Origin of the sequence: Mesorhizobium sp. M1004, assembly GCF_040318795.1 — a bacterium.
GTDB lineage: Bacteria > Pseudomonadota > Alphaproteobacteria > Rhizobiales > Rhizobiaceae > Mesorhizobium.
In genome coordinates, this window is sequence record NZ_JAMYNB010000002.1 from 464961 (window position 1) to 476968 (window position 12008).

Consider the following 12008-nt stretch of genomic DNA (forward strand, 5'->3'; position numbering starts at 1 on the left):
GACCAATGAGCGGTGCACTTCTCGATGTCGACGACCTGCGCGTCACCTTCCCGACTCGGACCGGCCTCATCCAGGCGGTGCGCGGCGTCACTTTTTCGCTTGGCCGAGAGCGGCTGGGCATTGTCGGTGAAAGCGGCTCCGGCAAGTCGCAGACCGGCCGCGCCATCATGGGCCTGACACCGCCGCAGGCTCTGGTGTCGGCCAAGAAGCTCGCCCTCGACGGCATCGACCTTCTGGCCATACCGGCCCGTCAGCGCCGGGCGCTGCGCGGCAAACGCATCGCCATGATCCTGCAGGATCCGAAATATTCGCTCGACCCCGTGATGAGCATCGGCCGCCAGATCGTCGAGACGCTGCGCACGCATGAAAAGGTCTCCAAGGCCGAAGCGCGCGAGCGGGCGCTGGCCATGCTGGAAGCTGTGCAGATCCGCGATCCCTCGCGTGTCTTCGACCTGCATCCGCACGAGGTGTCCGGCGGGATGGGCCAGCGCGCCATGATCGCAATGATGCTGATCGCCGGACCGGAACTGATGATCGCCGACGAGCCGACCTCGGCGCTCGACGTCACCGTGCAACTCGATGTGCTCGGCATCCTCGACCGCTTGGTCAGTGAGCGCGGCATGGGCCTGATCTTCATCTCGCACGACCTGCGGCTGGTCGCCTCCTTCTGCGACCGCGTCATCGTCATGTATGCCGGCAAGGTGGTCGAGCAGCTCAAGGCGTCGGAGCTGCGCGACGCCCAGCATCCCTACACGCGCGGCCTGCTCAACTGCATGCCCAGGATCGGTTACGAACGCCACCCGCTGCCGGTGCTCGACCGCAAGCCGGAGTGGGCGGCATGACGCCAGCCATTTCGATTGAAGGGCTGGAGGTGGTGTTCGACCGTTTTCGCGCGCTGAAAGGGGCGAACCTCGAGGTGAAGTCCGGCGAATCCTTCGGCCTGGTCGGCGAGAGCGGTTCCGGCAAGTCGACGCTGCTCAAAGCCATTGCCGGCCTGGTGCCTGTCGCATCCGGTACTATCACGGTCAATGGCAAGACGCTGGGAGCGCGCCGCGACAAGGCTTTTTATCGCGAAGTGCAGATGGTCTTCCAGGACCCCTATGGTTCGCTGCACCCGCGTCAGACCGTCGACCGCCTGCTACAGGAACCGCTCGCCATTCACGGCTTTGCCGATGGCGAGCAACGCATCCAGCGCGCCCTCGACGAGGTCGGATTAGGCAACGGTTTCCGTTTCCGCTACGCGCACCAGCTCTCCGGCGGTCAGCGTCAGCGCGTGGCGATCGCGCGGGCGCTCATCCTCGAACCGTCGATCCTGCTGCTCGACGAACCAACCTCGGCGCTCGACGCTTCGGTGCAGGCGGAAGTGCTCAACCTGCTGGAAGAGGTTCGCCGTCGGCGCAAGCTGACCTTCCTGATGGTCAGCCACGACCTCGCCATCATCACCCATATGTGCGAGCGCCTAATGGTGATGCAGAACGGCGAAGCGGTGGAAAATCTCACCGCGAGCCAGCTGATCGGGCATCGCGTAGAGAAGGATTATACGCGCAATCTGTTGAGGGCGAGCGAGGGGTTTGTGCGGACCGCTTGAATCTGGGGTTTCCTATGGCGGAATGGACGTTCGAAGACCCACCCAATGTCGCGGTGTTGTCGGACAGAAGCATATTTAAACGTGGTGACTGGATCGCATACGTTGTGCACGAAGCTGATGACGACGATAACCACAACGATGAGGGTGGCAGTTGGCAATTTCATAGCAACGACAAGCAAAATCGAGATGAACCCGAGCTAATGCTCGTCAGCCTCCAGAATGTGGTTCAGCGGGATGAGAGCATCCTGGAATTGGCTGATTTGCCAAAAGGCTGGCATGCTTGGCGCAGTTCAAAATTGTCGCCCTGGCAGCGCGCTAAATCACTCCCTGTACCCTCCAACGACAACGAGTGATGCAGCAGGGCTAAGTCGAGCTTTGCGCCAGTTCGCCGTTCTCCGGAACAGATGGTTCGTCCCCCTGCTTAGGCTCCTTGATCCTGAACCACGTCACATAAAGCGCCGGCAGGAACAGCAGCGTGATCGCCGTGCCGGCGATGATGCCGCCCATCATGGCGTAGGCCATCGGGCCCCAGAACACTTCGCGCTCGATCGGGATCAGCGCAAGGCTGGCGGCCGCGGCCGTCAGCGCGACCGGCCGCATGCGGTGCTCGGTCGCTTCGATCACGGCTTCCCAGCGGTCTTGGCCCTCGGCCATCAGATCCTCGATCTGCACGATCAGGATCACCGAGTTGCGGATCAGGATGCCGATCAGCGCCAGGACGCCCAGAATGGCGACGAAGCCGAGCGGCGCCACCACCACGACCAGGAACAGGTGCTGAAAACTTTGCAAACTGGATCATCAGGATGGTCGCCATCACGAACAGCATCAGCGGCACCACCGCTGCGATCGGTCTCTGGCTTTTGGCGCTTTCCTCGACCGAGCCGGCGGTTGCAACGGAATAGCCGGGCGGCAGTTTGGCGATGAAGGCGTCGACCGACGGCTTCAATTCGTTGACGAGGGTTGCCGGCAGCACGCCGCCGACCAGGCCGGCGCGCACGGTGATCGTCGGGATGCGGTTGCGCCGCCACACCGTGGGCTGTTCGAGGTCGTAGCGGAAGTTCGCGACCGCAGCGAGCGGGATCGCTTCGCCGTTCCCGGTGACGGGTGAGCTGTCACGGACTGCCCCGTACGTGTATCGGTCGGCTGGTTAAGACCGGTCTGTCGAAGTGGCCCGCATCGACGACAGGCCCAATCGCCCGCCGGCGGTGCCAACTTGAGGAAAACGTGAAATAAGGTCAGAAGAGGCCTTGGCATTCATCTAACGAGAACGGGCGTCGGCCCGATGAGGGACGAAATGAAGAACGCAGCCATTTCCGAGCGCAAGAACCAGTCGATCTCGCGCGGCGTCGGTATGACGACGCAGATCTATGCCGACCGCGCCGAGAATTCGGAGATCTGGGATGTAGAAGGCCGCCGATACATCGATTTCTCCTCGGGCATCGCCGTCGTCAACACCGGCCACCGCCATCCCAGGGTGATCGAGGCGGTCAAGGTACAGCTCGACCGCTTCACCCATACCTGCCACCAGGTGGTGCCCTATGAGAGCTATGTGCGGCTGGCCGAACGGCTGAACGGCATGCTGCCCGGCAAGTTCGAGAAGAAGACCATCTTCGTCACCACGGGCGCTGAAGCCGTCGAGAACGCCATCAAGATCGCCCGCAACGCCACTGGCCGCCAAGCCGTCATCGCCTTTGCCGGCGGCTTCCACGGCCGCACCTTCATGGGCATGGCGCTGACCGGCAAGGTCGTGCCCTACAAGGTCGGCTTCGGCGCCATGCCGGGCGACGTCTACCATGCACCGTTCCCGGTGCCGCTGCACGGCGTGTCTACAGCCGATTCGCTGGCTGCACTCGACAAACTGTTCAAGGCCGATGTCGATCCGGCCCGCGTTGCCGCCATCATCATCGAGCCGGTCCAAGGCGAGGGCGGCTTCTACGACGCGCCGCGCGAATTCCTGACGGCGCTGCGCAAACTCTGCGACCAGCACGGCATGCTGCTGATCGCCGACGAGGTGCAGACCGGTTTTGCCCGCACCGGCAAGATGTTCGCCATGGATCATCATGAGGTCGCGGCCGACATTACCACCTTGGCGAAAAGCCTGGCCGGCGGCTTCCCGCTGGCGGCGGTCACCGGCCGCGCCGAGATCATGGATGCGCCCGGTCCTGGCGGGCTCGGCGGCACCTATGGCGGCAGCCCGATCGGTGTCGCCGCAGCACACGCCGTGCTCGACGTAATCGAGGACGAAAAGCTGTGCGACCGCGCCAATACGCTGGGCGCCCGGCTGAAACAGCGGCTGCAGTCGATCCGCGACGATGTGCCCGAGATTGTCGACATCAGGGGTCTCGGCTTCATGAACGCGGTCGAGTTCAACAACGTCAAGAAGGGCCTGCCGTCGGCCGAGATCGCCAATGCGATCCGGCTGAAGGCGCTCGACAAGGGGCTGATCCTGCTGACCTGCGGCGTCTACGGCAACGTCATCCGTTTCCTGGCTCCGATCACCATCCAGGACAATGTCATGAACGAGGCGCTCGACATTCTGGAAAGCTCGATCCGCGAAGTCTGCGCTGCCTAGCGCAAACCCTACCTCCCCCTTGTGGGGAGGTCGGACCGCAGGTCCGGGTGGGGGGCCTCGCGCCGACCCCAACCCCGCTGCTTCGCAGCGACCCTCCCCACAAGGGGGAGGGTAAGTGCGTCTAGCCCGCAGCCCGTGCCGGCTCATCCTGCTGGAACGCTGCCAGTGCAGCCTTCAGCCCGTCAGGTCCCTCAGCAATCGTCTGCGCCATCGGCGAAAACCCGGCCCCGAGCATCTTGCGGCCCAGCATATGGTCGCCCGGCCTGTTGACGGATTCGATGCCGAGCAGCCGGCTTCCAGCATAGTGGTAGATCGAGAACTTGTTCTCAGCGAGGTCGCCCAGCACGACATGGCTGTCGCCGCCCGAGGTCAGCCCGACCATCTGCAGTTTCATGTCGCCGATGTCAGACCAGAACCACGGCACCGCCGCATAGGCGTCCGTATGGCCGGTGATCGTGCGTGCGGCAAGCCGCGCCTGGTCGGTGGCGTTCTGCACTGATTCCAGCCGCACGTCGCCGCCGGTCGACCAGTGGCGGTAGGAAGCGGCGTCGCCGATGGCCAGAATATCAGGCACTGAGGTGCGCATCTGTTGGTCGACGCGGATGCCACTGGCGACAGTCAGTCCGGCAGCCTGAGCAAGTTCGACATTCGGCACGGCGCCGATGCCGACGATGACCATGCGCGCGGGCAGCCTTTCGCCGGTGGAGGTGATGGCGGCGCAGACATGGCCGTTTTCGCCTTCCAACCTGGCAATGGTGGTGCCGGTGAGGATACGCACGCCGATCGCCTCCAGCCGTTGACGGACATGGCTCGCCACCACCGGCGCCACGGCGCGGCCAAGCAGCCGGTCGACAGCCTCGACCAGGGTGACGTTGCGGCCGGCGGCCCTCAGCGTAGCCGCGATCTCCAGCCCGATGAAGCCGCCGCCGAGGATGACCACGTCTTCGCTTTGGGCGCTGAGCTGGCGGATCAGCCGCGCATCGGCGATCGAGCGCAGCGACAGCACGCCCGAGAGGTCGGCGCCCGGCAGCGGCAGGAGCCGCGGCCGCGAACCGGTGGCCAGGATGAGCCGGTCGAACGGCAGCACGCCGCCGCCTGCTATGTCCAGCTTGCGGCCTGCCGTATCGATGCTGTCGATTCGGACGCCCGGCCTGAAGTCGATGGCGCTGCCGGTGTAAAAGGCCTCGCCGCGCAAGGGTTGCGGCTTGGCATCGGCGTCCTTGATGAAGGTCTTCGACAGCGGTGGCTTGTGATAGGGCAGATCGGTTTCGTCGCCGATCAGGATGACAGGCCCGTCATAGCCTTCCTCGCGCAGGCTGGCGGCCGCTTGCACGCCCGCATGACCCGCACCGACAATGACGACCCCGTTCTTCATCGCAACCCGAATTCCTGTTTCAAATCTGGAGCATGATGCCGAAAAGTGTGAAGCGGTTTTCGGACGACATCATGTTTTGATTGTGAGCCGTTCCGCCAGATGGCGATTGTCTGCCGCCGTCGCAAGAGCCCCGGTCCGGGTCGCACCCGGAACGGTCGCTTGTCAATCGCGGCGTCTCTCACCTTGGCTGCTGGCTATACGATTGAAAGTTGACAGTCCCAGTTTAGAATAATTCTAAACTTTTGTTTCAATTGAATTTTCTAGGGTTGACCAGTTGACTTCCGGCCTCGCCATCGTTTTATGGAGGCTCGCGCGTCAGCGCACCCCTTTGATGTTTGGGCCTTGAACCCGTTCGATTGGAGGCATTTGGTGTCTTTCTTCCGTGAGCCGCGCAACGGCGCGGCATCTGTGGTGTCCTACGGCATGCCTATGTCCCGGCACCGTTTGGCACGCGCGCCTTTTACCGAATCCCCTTTGAACTGGAGACTGATGATGACAGCGCGATATGGCGGCAGACTGGCTGCGATCGGTGCCACGGCTATGTTGACGGCGGCGGTTTTCATCCTGCCGGCCAAGGCGGCGGAGATCGATGCCAAGGCGGTCATCAAGACCTATTCCGACATCGCGCTGGCCAAGTACGAGGATTCGCTGACCACGGCGCAGGCGCTCGACAAGGCTGTCGACGCGCTGCTTGCCAACCCGTCGGCGGACACGCTGAATGCCGCCCGCGATGCCTGGAAGGCGTCGCGCGTGCCCTACCAGCAGACCGAGGTCTACCGCTTCGGCAACAAGATCGTCGACGACTGGGAAGGCAAGGTGAACTCCTGGCCGCTCGACGAAGGCCTGATCGACTACGTCGCCAAGAGCTACGGCACCGAGTCCGACGCCAACGCGCTCTACACCGCCAATGTCATCGCCAACAAGGACATCGAGATCGACGGCAAGAAGGTCGACGCCTCGAAGCTTTCGCCGGAGTTCCTCGCCGGCACGCTGCAGGAGGCCGGCGGCATCGAGGCCAATGTCGCCACCGGTTATCACGCCATCGAATTCCTGCTCTGGGGCCAGGATTTGCACGGCACCGGCCCGGGCGCCGGCGAGCGTCCGTACACCGACTACGACCTCAAGAACTGCACCGGCGGCAATTGCGATCGCCGGGCCGAGTATCTGAAGTCGGCCAGCGATCTTCTGGTCTCCGACCTGCAGGAGATGGTCGGCAACTGGAAGGAAGACGGCGCCGCCCGCAAGAACCTCGTCGATGGCCAGCCGAACACCGCTATCTCGGTGATCTTCACCGGCATGGGCTCGCTGTCCTACGGCGAACTGGCCGGGGAGCGCATGAAACTCGGCCTGCTGCTGCACGATCCCGAAGAGGAGCACGACTGCTTCTCGGATAATACCTACAACTCGCATCTCTATGACGCCATCGGCATCCGCGCCGCCTATCTCGCCAGCTACACGCGCATCGACGGCACCGTCGTTTCAGGCCCGTCGGTGCACGATATGGTCAAGGCGGCCGATCCGGCGATCGACAAGGAACTGTCCGACAAGCTCGATGTCTCGGTTGCAAAGATGGAGGCGATCAAGGCGCGGGAAGTGGCCGGCGAGGCCTACGACCAGCAGATCGCCGAGGGCAACACCGAAGGCAATGCTACCGTGCAGGCGGCAATCGACGCGCTGGTCGACCAGACCAAGTCGATCGAACGCGCCGTCGGCGCGCTGAAGCTGAACAACATAGCCTTCGAGGGGTCCGACAGCCTCGACGCACCGGACAAGGTGTTCAAGTAGCACCCCAACCAACTACCAGCCAAACGGCGCGGAGGGGCGCCGTCAGCCAGAGCCAATCCATGCTGATCTGCCATTGCAACATCATCACCGAAAAGGAGATTGAGCAGACGATCGTCGATCTGCTGGATCAGGACCCCTGGCAGCTGATCGTGCCGGCGAAGGTCTATCACACGATGCAAAAGCGCGGTCGCTGTTGCGGCTGCTTCCCAAATGTGGTCGAAACGATCATTCGGGTCACGGAAAATTACCACACCCGTTCGGAGGCGAGCGGCGTGGACATCGTTTCACACCTGGATCGCGTCAGAGGCCTGCGCGTCCAATATGGGAGCAGAATCCATGAAAGGCGAACCGCAGATCATCGAGCGGCTTAACGAGGCTCTGTTCCTGGAGCTTGGCGCCGTCAATCAATACTGGGTGCATTTCCGCCTGCTCGAAGATTGGGGATATGCCAAGCTGGCAAAGAAGGAACGCGCCGAATCGATCGAGGAGATGCACCATGCCGACCGGCTGGTGGCCCGTATCATCTTCCTCGAAGGGCATCCCAATTTGCAGTCCGTGGCGCCGTTGCGCATCGGCCAGAACGTCAAGGAAGTGCTCGAATCCGATCTCGCCGGCGAATATGACGCACGCACCGCCTACAAGCGTTCGCGCGAGATCTGCAACGAAGCCGGCGACTACGTGACGATGAAGCTGTTCGAGGAATTGCTGGCGGATGAGGAAGGTCACATCGACTTCCTCGAGACGCAGCTCGACCTCCTTGCCTCGATCGGCGAGGAAAAATACGGCCAGCTCAACGCCGCATCGGCGGACGAGGCGGAATAGGACCATGCAGGAATGCGGCGCCCCCTAGATGTTCTGCGCCGCGTGCGGCGGGCTAACGGCCCGCTGCTCCTCAAAAACCCGCAATGCCAGGCGTTTCGTGGGCTTTCGGTTGTAATCCTGGCGGCAATTTTGGCCCCGGCCCTGGCCGGATCGTCGGAACCGGTCGGCCTCGCCACGAGCCGCACCGACCTGACGCCGAAGGACCGGTCCCGCGTCCTTGCCGTTACCAGGCCAACCCAGGATTTCTCCAAGCCCGAATCCTTCGAAACGATGCAAGGCGGCGCCGGCACGTCGCGCAAGCAGGTCGACCGCGACGCCTTCTCGCAACCGTCTGAAAACATCACCTTCGAGGAACAGGGCAATTTCAAGCTCGGCAATGCGCTTTTCCGCAAGAACTGGGTGTCGTCGCCATCCTCGACCCAGGCCTCGGACGGTCTCGGACCCCTGTTCAACGAGCGCGCCTGCCAGAATTGCCATTTGAAGGATGGCCGCGGCCGCCCGCCGGCCGCCGACAGCCGCACCACGTCGATGTTCCTGCGGCTGGCGCGCGATGCGAGCACGGCCGAGGAAAAGGCCGAGATCGCCGCGCACAAGGTGCTGAACTTCCCCGATCCGGTCTACGGCACGCAGTTGCAGGAACTGGCGGTGCCCGGCCTCAAGGGCGAAGGCCGCATGTATGTCCATTATCGCGAGGAAAAGGTCACGCTCGGCGACGGCAGCGTGGTTTGGCTGCGCAAGCCGAGCTATTCGGTCGACGGGCTTGGCTACGGCCCGCTTGACTCGCGCACCACGCTGTCGCCGCGCCTGACGCCGCCAATGATCGGCCTTGGCCTGATCGAACAGATCGCGCCGGCCGACATCCTTGCCCATGCCGATCCCGGCGACCGCGACGGCATTTCCGGCAAGCCCAACATGGTGCGTGACCTCAGCAGTGGGCAACTGACGCTTGGCCGCTTCGGTTGGAAGGCCCAGACCGCGTCGATCCGCCAGCAGGCGGCGGACGCCTTTGCCGGCGATATCGGCATTTCGACGCCGGAAGAGCCCAGTCACTGGGGCGATTGCACTGCGGCTGAAAAGGCCTGCCTCGACATGCCGAACGGCGTGCAGAAGCGGCTTGGCCCGATCGAGGCGCCACCACCGGTGATGGACCTCGTCACCTTCTATTCGCAGAACCTTGCGGTGCCGGCGCGGCGCGATGTCGGCGCACCCGCCGTGCTCGCCGGCAAGAAGCTGTTCTACGAGATGGGCTGCATTGCCTGCCATACGCCGAAATTCGTAACCATGCGCGGGAACAAGGCGCAGGCGTTCCAACTGATCTGGCCCTATTCCGACTTTCTGCTGCACGACATGGGGCCTGGCCTTGCCGACGGCCAGGCGGTGGGCGATGCCACGGGCAGTGAATGGCGCACCCCGCCGCTATGGGGCATCGGCCTGACAAAGACCGTCAACGGCAACGCTTTCTTCCTGCATGACGGGCGTGCGCGCACGCTTACCGAAGCGATCCTGTGGCATGGCGGCGAGGGGCAGAAGGCGCGCGATCGCTTTGCCGCCGCCAATACGGCCGACCGCGATGCTCTCATCAAATTCCTGGAGTCATTCTGATGCTCAAGCGGGTTTTGCCTGTTCTACTCCTCCCATTGGCTCTGTTCGGTGCGTCCCCGGCATCGGCCTCGGTGAAAGCCTCCGATGTCATTCAAAGAGCGATCGACGGATTTGTCCGCCCCGCCTATGCCAGCCTGCATGGCCATGCCGGCACCTTGGCGAAGGCCATGGACGCGCTCTGCCAGGCGCCGTCGCAGGGCAACCTCGATGCCGCGCATGCCGGATTCTCGGCCACGGTCGCAGCCTGGTCGTCGGCTGAAATCATCGGCTTCGGGCCAATCAAGGAGAACAACCGGCTGGAGCGCATGCTCTACTGGCCGGACCGAAAGAGCATCGGCCTGAAGCAGGTGCAGGCGGCGCTGGCCGGCAAGGATCCGACCGCCACCGATCCGGCGCAGCTGGCGGGCAAGAGTGTCGCGATGCAGGGATTAGGGGCGCTTGAGTTCGTGCTTTACGGCGACGGCGCCGAGACGCTCGTCGGCAAGGACGAGCCCTATCGCTGCGCCTATGGCGCGGCAGTCGCCAAGAACATCGAGACCATGGCGGCCGATGTAGACGCGGCCTGGAAAAAACCGGACGGTTTTGCAGCCTTGTGGGCCAATCCCGGACCCGACAATGCGCTTTACCGAGACGGCACCGAAGCGGTGACCGAACTGGTCGGCGTCTTCATCAACGAGCTGGAAATGGTCCGCGACGTGCGCCTCAAAGGTTTTTTCGGCGCCAAGCCGGAGGCTGACAAGCCAAGGCAGGCGATCTACTGGCGGTCGCAAAACACCGGCCTGTCATTAGCCGGCAACCTCTCCGGCATTGATGCGCTGTTCCAGGCCTCGAAGCTCGGCGACGCGCTGCCCGAGGATAGCAGATGGATGGCGGAATCCATCCATATCCAGCTCATCAATGGCGTTGCCACTGCCAAATCCATCCAGGGTTCGATCGACAAGACGCTGGCCGATCCCGCGGAGCGCGGAAAACTCGAGCATTTCGCGCTGATCACCTCCAGCCTGTCGGGCCTGATCGGCACCAGGCTGACCGCCGAGTTCGGCCTGACCGCCGGCTTCTCCTCGCTCGACGGAGACTGATCATGAGGACGCCGCTGATCGACCGCCGCGATTTTCTCAGGGCTGCCGGCGCCGGCTTCGTCGCGGCAATGGCGCCGCGGGCCTGGGCGGACACGCTCGCCGCCGATGCCGTCTTTGCCACCGCCTTCGTCAAGCGTGACGGCAGCTTTGGCGCCGCTGTGTTGTCGGACGACGGCAAAGTACTGCATGCGATCGATCTGCCCGACCGTGGCCACGATGTCACCTTCGATCCGGTATCGAAGCGCTCCGTGGTCTTCGCCAGGCAGCCCGGCACCTTCGCCGTGGTCTTCGACCACACCGGCCGCGAGGCGCCGCAGACCATCGCCAGCATCACCGGCCGGCATTTCTTCGGCCATGGCGTGTTTTCCGCAGACGGCGCGCTGCTCTACGCCACCGAGAATGACTTCGACAATGCCGCCGGCGTCGTCGGGATCTACGACGCACGGGCCAAGTTCAGCCGCATCGGCGAGTTTCCGACCTATGGCATGGGGCCGCACGAGCTCTTGCTGCTCGGAGACGGCCGGACGATCGCCATCGCCAATGGCGGCATCGAGACCCATCCCGACTATGGCCGCGCCGAACTCAACATCGCGACGATGAAGCCGTCCTATGTACTGGTCGATCGCACAACCGGCGATCTCATCGAAAAGCACGAACTGCCGCCGGCTCTGCACCAGCTGTCGATTCGCCACATGGATGCCGACCCCACAGGCACCGTCTGGTTCGGCTGCCAGTATCGCGGGCCAGGCACCGATCGCCCGCTGCTAATCGGCCGCGCCACGCGCGGCAAGGGGCTGCAGCTGCTCGACATGCCGCAGGACGTGCTATCCGGCTTCCGGAACTACATCGGCTCGGTCGCCACCAACCCGATTGCCGGCACGGTCGCGGTGTCTTCGCCGGAAGGCAATTCGCTGGCCGTGATCGACGCCGCCAGCGGCAAGATCGTCGCCACCAAGGCGCTGGTCGAGGTCTGCGGCCTGGCGCCCGACGGCCCGGGCTTCATGGCAACCACGGGTGCCGGCGAAATCATCGAAGGCAGCGGCGCGACGCGCTCCGAGCCCGACTATGTCTGGGACAACCACATGCTGCGCATCGCGCCGGCGGCGTAAGTCGTCCGGCCTGCACCGAGCGAAGCCGCTTAACAATTTACGCGCTGGCTCTTGCGGCGGCGCGCCGTGGCGGGCA

11 protein-coding genes and 1 pseudogene are annotated in these 12008 nt (G+C 63.7%); 10 read left to right on the forward strand and 2 right to left on the reverse strand.

Annotated elements, in window-relative coordinates; all coding sequences use genetic code 11:
• Positions 1 to 5: 5 nt before the first annotated feature.
• From NKH54_RS06365 to NKH54_RS06375, 3 genes are read left to right on the forward strand one after another with little or no spacing between them, the layout of a single operon-like run.
• Positions 6 to 842, forward strand: a complete 837-nt coding sequence (locus NKH54_RS06365; RefSeq protein ID WP_023682023.1) for an ABC transporter ATP-binding protein — start codon at positions 6 to 8, stop codon at positions 840 to 842.
• A complete protein-coding gene (locus NKH54_RS06370; RefSeq protein ID WP_023682022.1) occupies positions 839 to 1588 on the forward strand; it encodes an ABC transporter ATP-binding protein in 750 nt (249 codons plus the stop codon). The genes NKH54_RS06365 and NKH54_RS06370 overlap by 4 nt, the downstream gene beginning before the upstream one ends.
• A 14-nt stretch (positions 1589 to 1602) precedes the next feature.
• Complete coding sequence (locus NKH54_RS06375; RefSeq protein ID WP_023682021.1) at positions 1603 to 1941, forward strand: hypothetical protein; 339 nt, start codon at positions 1603 to 1605, stop codon at positions 1939 to 1941.
• Positions 1942 to 1951: 10 nt separating this feature from the next.
• Here the strand turns inward: NKH54_RS06375 and NKH54_RS06380 are convergent.
• A pseudogene (locus NKH54_RS06380) lies at positions 1952 to 2687 on the reverse strand (efflux RND transporter permease subunit); the annotation flags it as partial.
• A 195-nt stretch (positions 2688 to 2882) separates the two neighbouring features.
• On the opposite strand from NKH54_RS06380, the gene NKH54_RS06385 reads away from it, so the two are divergent.
• Positions 2883 to 4160 carry a 4-aminobutyrate--2-oxoglutarate transaminase gene (locus NKH54_RS06385; RefSeq protein ID WP_353027890.1) on the forward strand — a complete coding sequence of 426 codons (1278 nt, stop codon included), beginning with the start codon at positions 2883 to 2885 and terminating at the stop codon, positions 4158 to 4160.
• Positions 4161 to 4281: 121 nt separating this feature from the next.
• On the opposite strand, the gene NKH54_RS06390 is transcribed toward NKH54_RS06385, so the two are convergent.
• A complete protein-coding gene (locus NKH54_RS06390) occupies positions 4282 to 5535 on the reverse strand; it encodes an NAD(P)/FAD-dependent oxidoreductase (RefSeq protein WP_023711442.1) in 1254 nt (417 codons plus the stop codon).
• Between the two features lie 492 nt (positions 5536 to 6027).
• Here NKH54_RS06390 and NKH54_RS06395 point away from each other — a divergent pair, with 492 nt between their 5' ends.
• From NKH54_RS06395 to NKH54_RS06420, 6 genes are read left to right on the forward strand one after another with little or no spacing between them, the layout of a single operon-like run.
• Complete coding sequence (locus NKH54_RS06395) at positions 6028 to 7320, forward strand: imelysin family protein (RefSeq protein WP_023669535.1); 1293 nt, start codon at positions 6028 to 6030, stop codon at positions 7318 to 7320.
• Between the two features lie 59 nt (positions 7321 to 7379).
• The gene (locus NKH54_RS06400) at positions 7380 to 7691 is read left to right on the forward strand and encodes a (2Fe-2S)-binding protein (protein WP_023669536.1); all 312 of its coding nucleotides are present in this window, start codon (positions 7380 to 7382) and stop codon (positions 7689 to 7691) included.
• Positions 7657 to 8142: a bacterioferritin gene (bfr, locus tag NKH54_RS06405; RefSeq protein ID WP_023669537.1), complete on the forward strand. Its 486-nt coding sequence runs from the start codon at positions 7657 to 7659 to the stop codon at positions 8140 to 8142. The genes NKH54_RS06400 and bfr overlap by 35 nt, the downstream gene beginning before the upstream one ends.
• Before the next feature lie 12 nt (positions 8143 to 8154).
• Positions 8155 to 9744, forward strand: coding sequence for a di-heme oxidoreductase family protein (locus NKH54_RS06410; protein ID WP_353027891.1), 1590 nt, complete (start codon positions 8155 to 8157; stop codon positions 9742 to 9744).
• Positions 9744 to 10823, forward strand: a complete 1080-nt coding sequence (locus NKH54_RS06415; protein ID WP_353027892.1) for an imelysin family protein — start codon at positions 9744 to 9746, stop codon at positions 10821 to 10823. Before NKH54_RS06410 ends, NKH54_RS06415 begins: the two co-directional genes overlap by 1 nt.
• 2 nt (positions 10824 to 10825) lie before the next feature.
• The gene (locus tag NKH54_RS06420) at positions 10826 to 11932 is read left to right on the forward strand and encodes a DUF1513 domain-containing protein (RefSeq protein ID WP_353027893.1); all 1107 of its coding nucleotides are present in this window, start codon (positions 10826 to 10828) and stop codon (positions 11930 to 11932) included.
• The last annotated feature ends 76 nt before the right edge of the window (positions 11933 to 12008 follow it).

What these genes read in the sequence shown, in the direction of transcription:
- NKH54_RS06365 (WP_023682023.1), top strand. Translation starts at nt 6, where the DNA reads ATGAGCGGTGCACTTCTCGATGTCGACGACCTGCGCGTCACCTTCCCG.
- NKH54_RS06370 (WP_023682022.1), top strand. Translation starts at nt 839, where the DNA reads ATGACGCCAGCCATTTCGATTGAAGGGCTGGAGGTGGTGTTCGACCGT.
- NKH54_RS06375 (WP_023682021.1), top strand. Translation starts at nt 1,603, where the DNA reads ATGGCGGAATGGACGTTCGAAGACCCACCCAATGTCGCGGTGTTGTCG.
- NKH54_RS06385 (WP_353027890.1), top strand. Translation starts at nt 2,883, where the DNA reads ATGAAGAACGCAGCCATTTCCGAGCGCAAGAACCAGTCGATCTCGCGC.
- NKH54_RS06390 (WP_023711442.1), bottom strand. Translation starts at nt 5,535, where the DNA reads ATGAAGAACGGGGTCGTCATTGTCGGTGCGGGTCATGCGGGCGTGCAA.
- NKH54_RS06395 (WP_023669535.1), top strand. Translation starts at nt 6,028, where the DNA reads ATGACAGCGCGATATGGCGGCAGACTGGCTGCGATCGGTGCCACGGCT.
- NKH54_RS06400 (WP_023669536.1), top strand. Translation starts at nt 7,380, where the DNA reads ATGCTGATCTGCCATTGCAACATCATCACCGAAAAGGAGATTGAGCAG.
- bfr (WP_023669537.1), top strand. Translation starts at nt 7,657, where the DNA reads ATGAAAGGCGAACCGCAGATCATCGAGCGGCTTAACGAGGCTCTGTTC.
- NKH54_RS06410 (WP_353027891.1), top strand. Translation starts at nt 8,155, where the DNA reads ATGCGGCGCCCCCTAGATGTTCTGCGCCGCGTGCGGCGGGCTAACGGC.
- NKH54_RS06415 (WP_353027892.1), top strand. Translation starts at nt 9,744, where the DNA reads ATGCTCAAGCGGGTTTTGCCTGTTCTACTCCTCCCATTGGCTCTGTTC.
- NKH54_RS06420 (WP_353027893.1), top strand. Translation starts at nt 10,826, where the DNA reads ATGAGGACGCCGCTGATCGACCGCCGCGATTTTCTCAGGGCTGCCGGC.